Consider the following 16,676-nt stretch of genomic DNA (forward strand, 5'->3'; position numbering starts at 1 on the left):
GGAGGCTGGCGCAGTTCCAGGGTGACGGTCATTCGGTCCCCATCTGCAGCGATCTCCCGGATCCCGATTCGCAGCGAGGGGATGTCGAAGTGGCCCGCCCACAGCGGCGGGTCGAACCGCCACTCCCCGCTCGGAAAAGCGCCGCTCGGGAGATCCCCCCAGACCTCGCCGGACAGCGGACGCTCCGGGCCTAGCTCCACCGCACCGAAACTGGGGAACTGGAACTCGAAGGGCGGCGCGGCCCCCTCGGGCAGCTCAAACTCGAACCACCCTCGCTCGATGGCGCCGACCACCCAGACGCACCGCTGTATCGAGCGAGGGTATTCCGGGCAGACGTCCTCCTGGAAGTTCTCGCTGATCTTCACAGGTCGCAGCCGTTTTCCATTGACCCACAGCTCGGCCTCCTCCCCGGACTCGAAGCGGCCGAGGAAGGTCATGGAACGCTCCCCGCGATTCGCGAAGGCCACATACACCCGAAGGCGGTCTTCTTGGATCTCGAAGGCGGGGACTTCCATCACGATCCCCTGGACGGGGCGGCTGAGATAGCCGACGGCGAAGCGGCCCTGTGCGCGAACAGTGGGAGTGGGCGGGCGAGGAGTGGGCGAGGCCTGGACCGTTCGGGGAGTGGGTGACGGAAGGGCAAGCGGCTCAGGCGTCGGAGAAGGCGATGTCGGACGCGGCAGGCTGCAGGCCGCGCTGAGAGCGGCCAGGATCAGGCCGGATCGCCAGATCATAGCCAGCCACTGACGCATACGGTCCCCCCATCAACGACAACGGTTTGATTGGGCGTCCGGGTGGTTGCCCGACCAGCGCAGAGAGGAGAATCAGATAGAGACAAAAAGGAGCTGGCTTACACCCGATCCATCGGCCTGCTTGTTTCCCCGGGAACGGGCGTCTCAGTGGAGGATCCCCGGAAGGCGCGCCAGAGCACCCCCCCGAGGGCCCCGCCGCCGGCGGAGATCAATGGGATGATCAAAGCAGCCGCGCAGAAGCTGATGAGCCCCCCGAGGAGGTAATCCATCCCGGACGGCGGCTCGGGGAGGCCAAGCTGGCGGGCCAGCTCTCGGCTGGTGCCCAGGGTGGCCCCGAGAAGACTGCTGAACAGGATCCCTACGCCGGTTCCCAGAATCCCGCCGCCGGCAAAGGCCAGCCCGCCGATCAGGCCACGCTGAACCGCCTGATCTGACGGGGGGCGGCGGAAGGCGCAGGCGCCGAAGCCGGCCCCCACGCTCCCCAGCGGAGAGCAGCAGAGACAGGAGATCAGGGGACTGAGGATCCCTGCAGCGGCCGTGATAACAAAACCGATGAGGCCAATGATCAGCTCGACCATTTTCTTCGCCTCCGGGATCGGTTCGGACGGAAAGCCTGCGCTTATTATACGTGAGATGGCACGGCGCATCATCGAATAGGGGTCAGTAATTGACCGCTCGATCCCCCAGCTCTTGCGTCCACGAGATCTAGTGCCCTCTGCATCGCTGGACGCAACAAAGAAGGGGACAAGGCCTAAACGGAGCCTCGTCCCCCTTGCTGACAATCCCCAGTTCTAATAATCCTCGATTTCCGGAACCGGAGGGCCTTCCAGCATGAGGCGAGAAGCGGGAAGAGCAAGGGTGTCACAAAACCAATGAGGGGAAAGCATCCTCGCCTCGTCATGGGGATATTCGAACCAGCAGGGTCCACACGGATCTACTTACGGATCCTGCAGGCCAGCCCTCCGGCATCTTGTGCGGCGCTCCGCGCAGTTCGCGACGGTCGGGGCAGAAGCCCATCGGGTTGCAGGGCCCAGGGCGACTTGATGGGCAGGTGATCACCGGACCAGCCGGATCCCCCATTCGAACTGAAACCAGTAGTAGACCATCGGCGTTTCAGGGTTAGGGCTGCAATCCCAGGACCGATAGCGCCAGCGCCTCAAATAAACCTCTGCGGTGGCCTGCGCATGAACTCGCTGGTTCTGACCGCCCACGATCGGGCCGGCCAGACCGAACATCCGCTGTCCGTCCGCATCCACCAGGATCTGCCGCAGAGGATATCCGAGGACCATCCAGAACTCCGGCCCTCGGTAGACGCGGTAGGAGAGGAGCTGACTGCCGTTCAGGCGGGCATACTGAACGGCTGCGGCATACCCCATCTGCAACCACAGTGCGGTCTGCCCGCGGTTCTGGTCATACAGCGCCACGACCTGGGAGGGAGGCGTGCCCGCCGGGACGCAGAGTTCCCATGTCGTCGAAAGGTATCGAGCGATCTCCTCGGCGCCGGCGAGGGCGCCGGCATCGATGGCCGTCACAGCCCGGTGCCGGGCGTATCCGATCAGGGCGAAGTTGTAGAGCACCGCCGAGCCGAGGAGGAGCAGGAACCCCAGGAGGATCGTGGCGAGGGCCGAGGCGCCCCGCTCCTCGCCGGCCCAGCGCCGCGCCCTCACCACCGCCGTTCCCAACGCATCCACGCCACCACCTCCACGGGAGGCAGCTGGATCCGCTCGTGCAAGCTGAAAGGAAGTGGCACGAGCGGAGGCCGCACCTGCACCCAGCATCCTCGGGCATCCCCTCTGCCCATCGGCTGGGCCGTCCATCCGGGGGACCAAGCCCCCAGCACTCGCTGGGCGGCGGCCAGGCCGCTGCGGTTGACCGCCTCCTGCCGTGCGCACTCCCGGGCGGCCGCGGAGGCCACCATCGCGGTATACCCAACGGCCAGCAGCTGCCAACCCACCAGCACAAACAGAAACAGCAGCGGCAACCCCGCGACTAGCTCCACCGTTTCCGCCCCGCGCTCATCCTGGATCGCCCAGCGCCACCTGCGCATCCATATACCCCCTGTGTTCTGTTTCTGCTTCTGCAGCGACGCCGAATTCCCACGAGCGCTCGATCATCCATCTCGCTCCACTCCAGGCGCCGCTGAGACGGTCGGACGCGCAAAACTCACAACTCACCGACGCTTGAACACGCCTTAGAGGGCCGGATCTACGCCGGACCCCTCATCACCGCCCGGCCAGGGACACGATGATCCCGATAACCGCACCGGAAATCACCGCCTCGATCCCAGACCGCGCCGCCCGCTTCCAGCTCCACTGCTCCAGCGGCAACGAATAGAGCATATAACCGAAATAGGCAATCACCCACAAAGGAATTAGAACGAGCTTGTAGACGATCTCGTGCCAGATCGTCCATCGTCCTGCGGCCATCTCCCGAATCGCTATAGGCTTCGCGATGAGAAAGGCATAGATGGATGCCACGATCAGCACACTGATCATGATCGCGAAGCCGAGGATCTGGATCGGCTTTAGGGAGAACTTCTCCCGATTCATGACCACCTCCGAGAAGATTGAAGAATAAAATACGCGGCCGCGCATTACAGTCCTATATTTTTCTTGATAACCTCCCAAGAAATCCGATTAGCAATCTGCATCACTGATTTAGGCGGATTGAGGCGAATTCCTATCTGGCGAAGCTGGCCGATCCCCCGCGCAGCAGCAGATCCGAATACCTGTTTGTTGTATAGACGACCAAGCTTATCTCCAATGAATGTCTTAGCAAACTCATTTAATGGAGTGCGCCAACTGATCTTCCCCTCCCGCGCATCCTGAATGGTCCCAATCAAAGCTCCAAGCGCAGCTTTGACAAAGTCTCCAGCGATCATTTCTGTGAGCACACCGCCGGCAACCGCAAGCCCCAAGTTTGGGAGATCAATTTCACTTAAAGGAGTTGTTAGAAAATAAGAAATCGCCGAAGAAATCCCGCCGATAGCCCCCTTCCCCATGGCCAACTTCAGAATCCCAGAGATGCCCAGCTTCCACAATGCTGCCCCTCCAGATGCCAGGAGCCCGCCTATCGCTGCGCCTTGCGCGACGAACGCAAAGGCGCCCCCCCATGTCTGTTGGTCTTTCGGGGCGCCGAAGTGATACAGGAATCCAAACAATAGCGCTCCCAGTGCAGCGCCAATAGCAATTGCCCATCCCAGCGGCGTAAGCCCCACAAGCAAGGCAATCCCCGCAGCCACACCCAAGATCAGCAGCGCAGTTAATCCCCCCGCGACGATCCCCTTGTGCTCGTCCAGCCAATTCCAAATCGCCCTCGCCCCATCCTGAAGTGTCTGCCAGACCTGCGTGGCAGTGCGCTTAGCGTCCTCCCATCGATCCGTCAGCCACTTCCACGCGCCATCCCAGAAGTTATGTCCTCTGGATTCTGAAAAGTCTGGCCGCACCGTGGGCCCGGAGGGAGACCGAGCACCAGGTGGTTGGGTTCCAGGCGGACGGGCTCCGGGAATGCCCGAGCCATCGCCGACCGCGGAGCCCGCCCCCGGACACGCGCCCGCACCTTCCAGACACCATACGTATTGCTGGAGCGCCTGCCGGATCGGCGCAGCCACCTGAGCTCCGCCTGGGCCGCTCAGGTAGCGGGTTACCGCCCCCATCAGCGCCAGCACCACCAGGGCTAGCGCCACCCACTCCAGCGTCTGCACCCCCCGCTCAGCTTGCCACCAGCGCAGCACCCTGAGCTTCATCGATCCTTCACCCCCTTGCGCTCTGGATCAGCGGGGCCTCCTCGTCATCCCCTCACCGCTTAGCAGATCGAGCCTGACACAGTGGCTTCAGTGTCTCTGCATCATCCGAAGTCTGGCCCTCCGCCTCGGTATGACAGCAGCAGGTTCACCCCCGGAGGCCACAGATCAACCTAGCTGCATTGTTCTTCAAAAACCCGATCCCTCTCTCACAGCCAGAAGGCTGCGCATAGCGCAATCTTCACCCCAGCTCTCGGATGCCTAAGCAACAATGGATCTCATGGCAGAAACAAGGAAACGGCTGCGCCCTCCCTTCCTCATCGGGCGCAGCCCATCACTCTGCGCGAGGTTGGGCAATTGTGAGCACCTTCACCGTTGTTGTGTTAAGCTCTGGAAGAAGTGCTGGATTGCACCCACCACCGCCCGGCCGACCGTGTTCTCGCCCTGATTGCCCAGGAACGCTGCGATCGCCCCCAAGAACGCCAGGATCACGATCGCCAACGCCACCCACTCCAGGGTCTGCAGCCCCCGGGCATCCTCCAGCCACCCCCGGAGCCACGCCCGCACGCGCAGATACTCACTCAGCATGCCCTCGAACACCTTGTGCATCATGGCCAAACCTCCTTCTGTTTTTTATTTTGGGATCTGTGGGATCAGCCGGTCCGCTCGATCGGAAACGGGGAGAAGGGACCCAGCAGAGGTTGAAGGGTGTTGCCCAGCCCTTCGAAGAAGCGCTGGATTGCGCCCGCTACCGCCCGACCGACCGTGTTCTCTCCCTGGTTGCCTAGGAACGCTGCGATCGCCCCCAAGAACGCCAGGATCACGATCGCCAACGCCACCCACTCCAGGGTCTGCAGCCCCCGGGCATCCTTTGCCAGCCTGCTCAGCCAGCCCTGGAAATCTCTCGCCCGATTCATCATCCAGCATATTCGCTCGCTCATAACTGGCCCTCCTGTATACACTGTATCGGAAGACACCGGGCTCTCCGGCCTGCTGAAGATCAACGGCCTGGACATCCACTTTAATCGTATCGAACCCACCTTCCGCTTGCGTTAACCGAGCGTTACAATTTTGATTAGCCGTTGACAACCAACGGCTAGGATTTTGTCTTTGTCATGCATCAGCCCCATAGCACCCAGAGGGTCCCGATGGCCAGCCCTGGCCCCATTGGTAGGGTGCGATCCGGCGGCAGGCGACGCAGGACCCACAGAATTCCTCCCGCCAGGGCCGTCAGGCCGAAGGCGATCAGCAACAGGTCAATGATCCGCGGGAACCCGCTGGTCAGCCCCAGGGCGATTCCCAGCTTGAGATCTCCTGCGCCAGCCCGCTCCGGCCCCATCAGCAGTGCGGGCAGCAGGAACACGAGGATCGCCACCGCCGCTCCTGCCAGCGCGCTCTCCCCCCGTCCCTGCACCCATCGGATCAGGCCGACAACCCCGATGGCCGGCAGGGTCAGCGCGTTGGGAATCCGGCGCGCCCGCCAGTCGGTGATCGACGCCGTCAACGCCACTGAGGAGATCCCGATCCGAAGCACCAGCTCCACTTCCGCCATACAACTGTCCTCCATCCGTCCACCTACTCCTCGATACGGCCATCGGATGCCATGCCACTGCCCTCCTCCCTCCACGTCGGGCCCTCCACCAGCGCCGGCGATGGACTGCGGGGGAAGATCAGACGCACGTGCAGAACGCCCTCAGGTCCTTCGAACAGCTCCATCGTCCCCCGGTGGGCCCGCATCAGCTCGTCCACCAGATATAGGCCTAGGCCCATCCCCGCGCTCGGTCCTCCGAAAACGCCGCCGCAAACCTCCACCATCACCCGCTCGCCCTGCCCCCCGATCATCCGTATGACCTCCTCATCCCGGCTATGTCGCAGGGCGTTCTCCAGCAGGTTCCCGAAGATCTGCCGCAGGCGCACGGGATCGGCCCGCACCGGGAGGGGGATCTGTGACAGGTGCAGCTCCAGCCGTCGGCCCATCGCCTCGAAGCGGGGCGCATAGGCCTGGGACATCGCGATCAGCAACTCGGCCAGATCCAACGGCTCCGGACGCAGCGGGAACACCACCTGGTCCTCCCGGGCGGCGATCAGCACATCCTCCATTAGACGCTGCAGGTGCCAACCGTGCGCCAGCGCCTGTTCCACCCGCCGGTCCATCTCCTCCCGGGAAGGGGCCGCCCGTAGATCTTCCAGCTCCCGGATCACCATGCTCAGCGGCATCAGCAGCTCGTGGGCCGCGGTCATCAGGAAGCGGCGCTGGGCCTCCCGGAAACGCGAGAGGGCAGCGGCGATCTCCCGCATAGACTCCGCGATCTGCCCCAGCTCGTCCCAGGAAGAAAGCGGCAGGGGCGGATTGGAGGCTCCGGCGGCGATGGCCCGCGCGGTCTCCCGGATGCGCTTCAGCCAGACCGAAAACCGCACCCACAACCAGAGGTGAACGGCGAGCAAAGCCACCCAGATCCCCAGCGAGATCCCTAACAGGCGGAACCAGAAGGCCGGATCCCGGCAGGCCAGGCATCCGATGTTATACTGTCCCAGGGCCAACTGGCGACCATCCGCCAGGGCAACCCCTAAGGGGGATACACCGGAGTGAGCGACCGGGAAATCCGACGGCAGGGCATAGAGGGTATAGCCTTTCAGCCATGGCGAAACCTCCTGCAACGCCGCCTCTAGGGAAACCCCATCCTCCCGTCGTGCCCACAGGTATGCGCTCAGCAGGCCCGCCATCGCCTCCTGATGGGCTTGGGAATGGCCTTCCAGCAGATCGGCGATCTCCTGGGGAAGGGCAATGAAAAGGTTCAAATACACTGCGCTCGCTCCCACCAGGGCAATCGCCAAGTATTGCGCGCGCCAGGCGGAGATCCAGCCCCTCATTCCCGAACCTCCAGCCAGTAGCCCTCCAGGCGGTTCCATCGCACGCGCACACGGTCCCCAAACGCCTGACGGAGCTTCCCCCGCAACCGATGGACCAGCACGCGCACCGCCCCCTCGCTGAAGGCAATAGGATCCCCTGGTTGGGGATCACCCAGTTCCGCTGCGCTCCTGGGCCGCTGGGGCGGGGCGGTCAGCCGCGACAGCAGCGTGAACTCCCCTGGAGTGAGGTGGGCGACGGCCTCGCCCAGCTGCACGGCACGATCCCGAGGGTCCAGCCACAGGGGGCCCCATCGCCTAGGCGCCCATCGGTCCGCCCGCCCCCTCCGGCTCAGGGCGCGCAGCCGGGCCGCCAGCTCCGCCATCGCAAAGGGCTTCACCATGAAATCGTCCGCTCCCGCCTCCAGCGCTCGGACGCGCAAGTCTAGATCCCGATAAACGGTCAGCACTAGGATCGGCAGGGGATTAGGCACCGGAAGCGCCCGAAGCGCGCGCACCGCCTCCAGACCATCCGCGTCCGGCAGCGAGAGATCCAGGACAATCAAGTGCGGACGCGGTTCGCGGGCCATCTGGGCCACGGCGTTCTGCAGCGTGGTCGCTAACACGACCTCGAATCCTTCCCGGATGAGCCCCTGGCGGATCGACAGACCCAGTTCCGGGTGATCCTCCACCAGGAGCACCCGGGGCCGATCCACAGGAAGCTGCTCATCATATCCGCTCATAGACACGGTGCGCACGCGAAGTCCATCCGTCGGTAAACGGGAAACCACCTGATCTTCCGGGGATCCGATCATCGAACCCCCCACAGGATGATGGTCCCATCCTCAGAGCCAGAGGCCAACAGCCGACCATCCGGTGAGACGGCGAGGGCGTTCACCGTATCGGAAGGATCCAGCAAGCGCTGCAAGACAGCGCCGTCCGCTGCCCGGATCGCTACGATCCCGCCAATACCCCCTGCGAACAGCAGCTCGCCGTCCGGGGAGAAGGCCAGGCTCCGGATGCCGATGGACGGGCTCAGACGGACATCGAAAACCGATTCGCCCTCCGGGACCGACAGGAGCCACACCTGGTTCCCTAAGCCCACCGCCAGCCGTTGCACCTGCGGGTGGAAGGCGGAGACCGCCATCCCCCGCCCGCTTAGGTCGAAACGCGCGGCCAGGCTCAGATCCTCCCCTTTCCACAGGAAAACGGCGGAGAAGACCCGGCCCTCGGTATCCACCAGGAGTCCACTAGACGCCAGCCATTGTCCACTTCGATCCAGGGACAGGAAGGACCGATAATCCCAATCCTGGAGCGTCCGGATCGGAAGCCCGCGAGGGATGCCCTCCAGCAGGCGGGCCGCGCTGGGGCCCGATGGGAACACGTGCACTCGATGGCCGATCCCCCCTACGGCCACCCACCGGCCCTCCGGGCCCACAACCACGTTCGACAGCCATTCCCCATCCCCCTGCATCTCCTGGAGCAACTGTCCCTCGGGGATGGACCAGCGGCGGACCCAGCCGTCTGCCCCGGCGGAGGCGAGCCATCCCCCTTCCGGGCTGAAGGCCATCCCACCGATCCAGAGGGCGTGACCACCCCACTCCTTCACCAGCTGGCGCTCCGGAACGGACCAGAGCCGGATCGTTCCATCCGCATATCCGGCTGCCAACAACGATCCCTCTGGATGGAAGGTCAACGCCTCCACATACATCCCTGCCTCTCGCCGCTGGATGACCCCATCGGGCTCGCCGCGGGAGTTGAAGGCCATCAGCGTCCCATCGGAAAATGAGGCCCCAATCCGTCCATCCGGAAGAATCGCCACGCGATCCACCCAGGCCACCGGATGGATGAACTGGACCTCCCCCTTCCCCTGAGGAAGCGTCCATCGCCAAACGGCCCGATCGGTTGCCCCGGAGATCAGGGCAGTGCCATCCGGGGTAAAGGCCAAGGAGGTCACCACCCCCGCATGGCCCTGCAGCGTTTGCACCACCGCGCCATCGGAGACCCGCCAGAGGATGACCTGCCCGTGAGTTCCCCCGACCGCTGCCAGCTCCCCCTCTGGATGAAGCGCCAGGGCGGTCGCCCATGTGGCTCCTGTGGGCAGCGTTCGAAGTTCCCGGCCCGTGGTGAGGTCCAGAACATGGGCCCGGCCGTCGCTCGCCGCCGCGATCAGACGATCCCCGGGGGGAACGAAGACCAGATCAAAGATCCGCAGCGCCCCCAGGCGGATCGTGCGCTCCAGCGACCCCTCCGGGAAGCGCCAGAGGTAAAGGGTCCCTCCCGCCGCCCCAGCCGCCAGTCGAATGCCATCTGGGGAAAAGGCCAGGCTCTCCACCAGCACCCCTCCGTCGGGGCGCAGGATCCGAACGACCGCCTGCTGCGCGACCGACCAGAGAAAGATCTCCCCATGCTCCGCGCCTAGGGCCAGCCACTGCCCGTCGGGGGAGAACGCGCTGGCGATTATCGACGTTGGGGAAGGCAACGTGATGACGCGAACCGTGGAAAGGGAGATCGGATCCAGCCACTCGACGGTGTCGCCGATGGGCCAGGCGATCCAGCGGCGGTCCGGCGAGAGGAGCATCCCCATGGGGATCCGATGACTGCCCCAGCGGATCAGCGGCCGAATGCGCTGGGGAGCTGCAGATAGGGGCCGATCGGGCATGATCGGCGGGGAGAGCATTGGGGAAGAAATGGGAAGAAGGACGGATGAACGTTCAGAGAACGGGGTGGGGGAGATGGAGAGGCCCGGCGGCGGAGAGGCGGCTCCCCCTCCGTCGACCGGAACAAGCCCGAGGATCCATCGGGCCAGAAAGAGGCCGACGACACAACTCGCGACAGCGACGCCGATCAGGAGGAAAGCCAGGCCTGCCACACGCCCCCTGCGTCGGGCAGCGGACTGCCGCCGCAGTTCGGCCAGCCAGTCTCGGGCACTTCTGGAAGCGCGCGCCGCATCGGGCTGCAAACGGACGATCTCCTGCAAGGCGCTCTGCGCACGATCCAGCGCGCCGGCGGCGACGGCCTGTTCCGCCTCCCCCCACAGGGCCTCCACCCGGAGGGTGCGCTCGCAGCGTTGATAGGCCTCCAGACATCCGAGCTGGCGGGCCTCCTCCGGGAAGCGTTCCAGCAGCCAGGCATAAAGATCCGCCGCCTCCGCCCACGCGCCGGCGGCTTCCCAGCGGCGGGCTCGCTCGATCGATCGGTGAAGGATGGATGCTGGGCTTTCCTGTTCCATGGGTTCCATTCATTGCCTCCGCGCGCGGCAGGCTTTACTGATCAGCCAGCTGGCGCTTTGCGGATCCAACGAGAGGAATCGAAGCCGAGGACAGCTCTCCCCCACAAAACAACATCCAGGCGGGGTGGATCGTTCAGCCTCGGAGGCTTGCCGGGACCTCGATCAGCGAGGGAAGAGCCCCCGGCTCAGCAACTGCAGCACCAACCCCCCGGTCAGCATGCACATCACCGCGGGTCCGATGATCAAGGCCACCAGCATGCTGGCGATCGGGCCCACCCTTCCCACCCGCTCCCGCGCCTTTTGGATCCGCCGCGCGCGCATGTCCGCTGCCAGCCGGGAAACGGTGGGGGTTAGAGGCTGGCCCAGACGCTCTGCCTGCAGCATAGCCTCCACCCATACCAATAATTCGGGCGCGGTGTTGCGCTCCATCAGCCGCCGATACGCCTCTACCCGGGGAACGCCCATCGCCAGCTCCTGCAGGAGACGCCGCAGTTCCTCCCCCAAGGGGTTCTGCATCCGACCGGCCAGCTGTTGTAGGGCGGTGTCGAAGGAGAGGCCGGCCTCGAGCAACACGGCCAGGGTATCCAGGAAATCCGGCACCGCCAAGCCGATCTGTCGCTGTCGACGCTCGATCAGTCGGTTCATCCAGAACGTCGGTCCAAGGAACCCGCCGGCCGCCGAGAGGACAGCGAGGATCAGCATGCATCCGCCGAAGCCCAGGAACAGATCCAACAAGTAGAGCAAAACTCCCAGCCCAGCCCCGGCGATCCCCCCAAGCATATGCATCCCGTAGAAGGCTTCCACCGTGAGCCCGAATGGATAGCCCGCCTGAGCCAGAGAGCGGGCCAAACGCTCCCGACCCAGGAGACTCCAGAACGCCGGGACCTGGTGGGCCAGCTGCAGCGACCAACGTTGAATCCGCTCCCCCAGCGATGGCCCCTCGACGGCGGCCGCGTAGGCCCGTTCCAACCGCAGCCGGGTCTCCGAAGGGAGGGACCAAGTCCAGACCGCAGCGCCGATGAGGGCGATCGCCAACAGCGCCATGCAGGCAAACACAACCACCATTACCTATACCTCGACGCGCGTGATGCGACGGATCAGAAGGAAACCGGCCAGCTGGAGGGAAAAACTGAACCCTAAGATGATCCAGCCGAGCGGCTGGGTGACCAGGGCATCGATCAATCCAGGCATCAGCGCCCGGAACAGCAGCAGGAAGGCTAGGGGAAGAGCGATCACTAGGATAGCGCTGAACCGGGGCTCCTCCGTGAGGGCGCGGATCTCGCGCTGCATGCTCCGGCGCTCGGCAATGGTGAAGGCCAGCCGCTGCAGGACCTGCGCAAGGTTCCCGCCCGCCCGCTGTTGCACCAGGATCGCTGTCGCCATTAATTCCAGGTCCGGGGACGGATACAGCCGAAGCAGCTGCTGAAGTGCCTCCCCAAGGGGATAACCCAGCATGAGCTGCTGATACACCCGCCGGAGGGCTCCGGCGGCTGGCTGAGGCAGGCGAGCCGACGCTTCGCCGATGGCCTGGATAATGGTCTGGCCCGCCCCCAGCCCCCGCGCCAGGGTGTCCGCCACCTCCGGAAGCTGCTCGGCGAATCGGAGGGCCCGCCGCCGCGCCCGATAGACCAGATAGCGCCGGGTTCCCCATCGCACCCCTAAAACGGCCAGCGAAAAAACAAGGAAGGGATCCAGGCGGATGAACAGGAAGTTCAGATACATCACCACGAAGACGGCGAAGCCCTGAAGGGCCACCACCTCGTGCGGGCGCATCGAGAGATCTGCGGCCTCCAACATCCCGGCCAGCCGCTGCCCCGGCCCGCTCTCGTCGAAGCGGGCGGCCAGATCCAGCAACAGGCTACGGGCCCGGCCGGGCCCGGCGACCAACGCCTGGGCGCGCCCGCCGATCTCCCGACGCTCCAGATGATGAACCAAATGGGCACCTAAGGCCAGCCCAGCCAGGACTCCACTCAGCGCCAAACCGATCGCAAACATCATCATCGGCGTCATCCCCATCGCTCCACTGAGCGGGCTGCGAGAACCCGACGTAGGACGAGGAAAGCCGCCCCGGCCAGCGCAGGCAGCAGGCACAGGAAAGCAGCCGGAAAGCCCCCCCGTGCCCTCGCCACCGTGAGCTCGATCTCTCCGCCCAGGACCGGGGCGTTTGCCTCCTCTCGCAGGCGCAGACGAATGGTCTGGGGCTCGCCGCCGCCTCGCAACTCGATCACTTGTCGGATCACCTCGCGGGCAGGGACCTGGAAAGCAGAGGGCAACGCCTGCACAGAGCCTTGCGGATCCTCCACCTCCACCCGAAGGCGCGCCGGACGGTCCAGGGTGGAGGTGATCACCAGCGTGAACTTCCCGGGAAGGTTCAGGCGGGTCGGCAAGGCCTCCGGGGCCACCTGCACCTGCCCCGCAAAGGGTGAAGCCACTGGGAAGTCCAGGACGACCGCCTGAGGATAGACTAGGGAGCGGCCCTCTCGGGTGATCCGAATCTCCGCCAGCGCCAGGAAACGTGCCTGTCCGGGGTTAGGAGCTTTCAGGCGCCAGGTCCATCCGACCTCGGTCACCTTGGAGTGCTCAGGTGTTTGCCAGTCCGAGCCGCCGATCCGCCAACCGGCCCATCGCCAGATCACTTCCTCCACTCCCGCGGGGCGCTCCACCGTGATCGTGAGCGGAACATTCACTACGGGGGAAATCGGGGCCTGAACCGTTAGAGCAGGCAGATCATTCAGAAATTCCAGCCAGACGGGTTGCTCCCATTTCATCCCCTCCCACTCGAGCCGGAAGGCACCGGCCACCGGCTCGGCCTCCCAGGATGCCTTCTCGGAGAGGCCTCCAGCCCGTCTATCTCCCGCGACCCGATCGGCTGACCCACCGTCATCCCGCATACGGATCTCCTCGTCTCCGACGACCAAGCTCAACCTCGCCGGAGTTGGAAGGGCAGGCACCTCGGCCTCCACATAGAGCGGTCCGGTCGTGGGCAGGACCCATCGGCGGCTTGACCCTGGCATCGCTGGTCCTAGGGGATCCCTCAGGCCGATTAAAATCGCCAGCTCCGCCTCCTGGGTGCCCTCGATGCGGATCCGCCATTCACCGCCATAATCGCCGGGCTCCAGCAGAGTGACTACCTCCAGCCCATCCGTGGTCAGCCGGTCCGTCTGCGGCTGAGCGGCAGGACCCATCCAGTCCTGACCTTGATGCGAAAGCTGCGCCAAGCGGGCGCTTCGATCGGGCCGGAACAGGACAAAAGCCGCCCAGGTGGTTCGGGGTGGGAGAATCAGCGAACGATCCGCCCCGGGGAGCAAGGTGGTCTGAGCGAGCCAGCGATGGGGAGAGAGAGCCGTGGCCATCCGTAGCCCAGCCATTCGCCAATCCAGGGAAGCCGTTTGCGCCCATCCCCCAGAAGCCCCGCTTAGGAAACGATCCAGACGCCCTAGGCCACCCTCGAGGGACAGTCCATAGAAGGGGCGAACCGGCGGGCCCTGCAACCGAACGGCAGCCGAGCGCAGACGCTCCTGGCCAACTGGGGAGGTCGGATCTCGACGGGCCAGCGCCAGCAGCGCCTGGTAAAAGGCTGGATCTTCTAAGCGCCCCAATGCTCGGAGAGCTTGATCCACTCCTCCGGCCCAATTCGCCTCCCCGCCGTCGAAGCCGCCGATCCGGCGAAGGCTCTGGCGGGCCGCTGCACGTCCCTCCCCCCTGGAGATCAGGCCAGACGTGAGCCAGCGGGGCGCGCTCCCAACCCTTAGGATTCCGACGCGGTCCCGAGGACCTGCCGCGGTGATCCAAAGGGAGATCAACTCCTGCATTCGAGCGCGGACTTCCGGGCCTGGATCAATGCTCGAGCGATCGACGAGGATCACCATATCGACAGCATCCGCCGCCCGCTGTGCCGTCGCCTTTCCAGAGGAAATTCCAGCCGATAGCAGCAAAGCCAGAATCCAGATCAGACGCCGCACCGGATCAGACTCCTGATGACAAACTCGCAAGACCTCGACAGCCTCCATCCTCAAACATCGAGCGGCCAGCTCGTTATGCCGAAGAGGATTATGGGCCACTCAGCGCGATCAGGCGGCAGGTGACCAGCGTCGTGATCGGCAATAGCCAAATTGCTACCCACACGACACGGGCCACCGGGTGGCTCACGCGCATCCACAGCCACCCAACCCCGGAGATTACGCCAGCTGTTGCGATCGCTGCCAAGACCCATCCGCCGATTGGATCGCGGTCCCACCTGCTGGCAATCCCTGTGATTAGGATGATTGAGAGAAACGCGTTCCATATACCCAGCCAGCCACGGAAGTTTTTATTCGGGGATAGCATGTTTAATTGCCCCCTTTTTGGACAGCTCCGCACAACTTGTTCGCAGAATGAGGGATTGAATGCATGAGAATGATTAGGCCCGCGAATCTAAGAGCACAAGAACAAAGACTGCGAGAGAACAAAGATTGGGATATAACAGACAGTAAAATCAAGATAAAAATCCGGGATGTCATATGAATTATCCCTACTATTCAATTTTCATGGAAATTTACACAGCGCGCCTTCCGCCGTCTCTCACCAGCTAATTAACGCGGTAGATCAGCAAAGATGCAGAATCGCGCAAACTCAAGAGCCGAGAAGCAAAGAGCGCAACAAGATGGATAACAAAACAGCAACTACAATCCAAAATAAGGTGAATATTAGCGTTGATACGCCATGTTCTCGGATAATTCGAGTAATATACAATCCAATTCCTATGACAAATAATATCACAGCTCCAGCAAGATACATAAGCTTTGTCAACTGAAACAACTGTTCTTCTGCTAAATACATTATAATCGGGCCTAACAGAAATACCCATGCTAGGAAAAAGATAAAAATAATAGTTTCGATTCGGTTTGGCTGCGGCATATCTATCCTCCAAGTATTCCATATCTGGGAAGATTCGCATTCATATTATAAACTATTTATTTTTCAGGAGATTTGATAAGATTTTTGGTGGCCCTTTTGTAAGGTATTTCGTTAAAATTTCTTGTGTAACGCTCTCTATTATCTCTGAAACAGGAAAAACTTTGAATATTATGAGAGTAACCAAAGTCACAACTCCAGTCACCGTATACTCTTTTGCTCCTGGCATGTCGCCGGTTATAACACCGCTGAGATACATCATGCTGAAATTGATCAATACAATCGCAGCCACATTTGCAACAGGCTTGGTAATAGCACTAAAGACAGTCTTTGCCTTGGCGAATAGAGAACCTGCCTGCAACGCCGATTTGTAGACTTTCAAAATGCCCTTCACGCCCTCTAAGCCCTGTGCAAATCCATAAGTGGCCATTGACGTTAAATATGTGAATGCGGCATTGACGAATCTTTCTTGCAACCAGGGAAGAAGACCTCGCTGATCAAGGTCGTGAAAATTCCAAAACATATCGACGATCACGGAAATCACAGTGGGGATTATCCCCCCCTTGAGCAATTTAAGAATCCCGAATTTTATTCCTCCAATAACCAGTCCGACGGCTGTCGCACCGGATGTCAGGGCAGTTGTAAAATATCTCAAGAATCCTCCCTGCGGATCTTTCCACTGAGCATATGCCCCGGCAATTATCGCAACAACGAGCGCGACCAATCCAGCGATGATCGCAACTGTCAGCACCTTGATGATTCCAAGAGTGAATAAAACAGCAATTGCAGCGATCAACAAGAGGCCAGCCAGCAACCCAGCAAGGGCTCCCTTCAGCCATGTGTTCCACTGTTGCTGAATCCACCTCCAGGCTGCCTCAAGTTCTCTGTAAATCGACTCGCCTATTGTTTCGATCCACCTCCAGATCTGCTGCGCTGTTCTCCTGATGCCCGGCCATATTACCTCTGTCCAGCACTCCAGCGGGTTCGTTATACACCACCACGGGTCCCAACGAGGGCGTTGCGGTTGATCAGGCGTTTGGAATACCTCCCGCATGCAATCGAAATCCAGACGCTCTACACAATCGAACAGCGCCTGGATGGTTTCCCCAACTGCCCGCCCCGTGGACTCGGAGGCCCGGTAAGTGAAGTAGAAAGCCACGGCGGCCATCAGGCCCAGGATGACCAACCCCAGGGCCACCCACTCCAACGT

The 16,676-nt window shown here is 62.7% G+C and carries 16 protein-coding genes; all 16 read right to left on the bottom strand.

What is annotated here, in order from left to right; translation table 11 throughout:
* Positions 1–752: hypothetical protein (locus NZM16_RS07250; protein ID WP_295479642.1), on the bottom strand; the 752-nt coding region annotated here is incomplete at its 3' end.
* A 98-nt stretch (positions 753–850) separates the two neighbouring features.
* On the bottom strand, positions 851–1,330 hold the full coding sequence (locus NZM16_RS07255; RefSeq protein ID WP_295479643.1) for a hypothetical protein: 480 nt from the start codon (positions 1,328–1,330) through the stop codon (positions 851–853).
* Between the two features lie 477 nt (positions 1,331–1,807).
* Complete coding sequence (locus tag NZM16_RS07260) at positions 1,808–2,443, bottom strand: pilus assembly protein TadG-related protein (protein ID WP_295479645.1); 636 nt, start codon at positions 2,441–2,443, stop codon at positions 1,808–1,810.
* Positions 2,416–2,799: a TadE/TadG family type IV pilus assembly protein gene (locus tag NZM16_RS07265; RefSeq protein ID WP_295450623.1), complete on the bottom strand. Its 384-nt coding sequence runs from the start codon at positions 2,797–2,799 to the stop codon at positions 2,416–2,418. Before NZM16_RS07265 ends, NZM16_RS07260 begins: the two co-directional genes overlap by 28 nt.
* Before the next feature lie 175 nt (positions 2,800–2,974).
* Positions 2,975–3,301 carry a hypothetical protein gene (locus NZM16_RS07270; RefSeq protein WP_295479647.1) on the bottom strand — a complete coding sequence of 109 codons (327 nt, stop codon included), beginning with the start codon at positions 3,299–3,301 and terminating at the stop codon, positions 2,975–2,977.
* 44 nt (positions 3,302–3,345) lie between these two features.
* A complete protein-coding gene (locus NZM16_RS07275) occupies positions 3,346–4,497 on the bottom strand; it encodes a hypothetical protein (protein ID WP_295479649.1) in 1,152 nt (383 codons plus the stop codon).
* A 366-nt stretch (positions 4,498–4,863) separates the two neighbouring features.
* Positions 4,864–5,106, bottom strand: a complete 243-nt coding sequence (locus NZM16_RS07280) for a hypothetical protein (protein WP_295479651.1) — start codon at positions 5,104–5,106, stop codon at positions 4,864–4,866.
* Between the two features lie 41 nt (positions 5,107–5,147).
* Complete coding sequence (locus tag NZM16_RS07285) at positions 5,148–5,435, bottom strand: hypothetical protein (RefSeq protein WP_295479653.1); 288 nt, start codon at positions 5,433–5,435, stop codon at positions 5,148–5,150.
* Between the two features lie 179 nt (positions 5,436–5,614).
* Positions 5,615–6,046 (bottom strand): A24 family peptidase, encoded by a 432-nt coding sequence (locus NZM16_RS07290; protein WP_295479655.1) that lies wholly within the window; start codon positions 6,044–6,046, stop codon positions 5,615–5,617.
* Positions 6,047–6,069: 23 nt separating this feature from the next.
* Entirely contained in the window at positions 6,070–7,365 is a 1,296-nt protein-coding gene (locus NZM16_RS07295) for a HAMP domain-containing sensor histidine kinase (protein ID WP_295450639.1), read from the bottom strand.
* Positions 7,362–8,156: a response regulator transcription factor gene (locus NZM16_RS07300; RefSeq protein WP_295450641.1), complete on the bottom strand. Its 795-nt coding sequence runs from the start codon at positions 8,154–8,156 to the stop codon at positions 7,362–7,364. Before NZM16_RS07300 ends, NZM16_RS07295 begins: the two co-directional genes overlap by 4 nt.
* Positions 8,153–10,582 carry a WD40 repeat domain-containing protein gene (locus NZM16_RS07305; RefSeq protein ID WP_295450643.1) on the bottom strand — a complete coding sequence of 810 codons (2,430 nt, stop codon included), beginning with the start codon at positions 10,580–10,582 and terminating at the stop codon, positions 8,153–8,155. The genes NZM16_RS07300 and NZM16_RS07305 overlap by 4 nt, the downstream gene beginning before the upstream one ends.
* Positions 10,583–10,735: 153 nt before the next feature.
* On the bottom strand, positions 10,736–11,638 hold the full coding sequence (locus NZM16_RS07310) for a type II secretion system F family protein (protein ID WP_295450646.1): 903 nt from the start codon (positions 11,636–11,638) through the stop codon (positions 10,736–10,738).
* Positions 11,639–11,641: 3 nt separating this feature from the next.
* Positions 11,642–12,583, bottom strand: coding sequence for a type II secretion system F family protein (locus NZM16_RS07315; RefSeq protein WP_295450648.1), 942 nt, complete (start codon positions 12,581–12,583; stop codon positions 11,642–11,644).
* Positions 12,580–14,535 carry a hypothetical protein gene (locus NZM16_RS07320; protein ID WP_295450651.1) on the bottom strand — a complete coding sequence of 652 codons (1,956 nt, stop codon included), beginning with the start codon at positions 14,533–14,535 and terminating at the stop codon, positions 12,580–12,582. The genes NZM16_RS07315 and NZM16_RS07320 overlap by 4 nt, the downstream gene beginning before the upstream one ends.
* 986 nt (positions 14,536–15,521) lie before the next feature.
* Positions 15,522–16,676: hypothetical protein (locus NZM16_RS07325; protein ID WP_295479657.1), on the bottom strand; the 1,155-nt coding region annotated here is incomplete at its 5' end.

Source organism: Thermoflexus sp. (assembly GCF_025055495.1).
In the GTDB taxonomy this organism is placed as follows: Bacteria; Chloroflexota; Anaerolineae; order Thermoflexales; family Thermoflexaceae; genus Thermoflexus.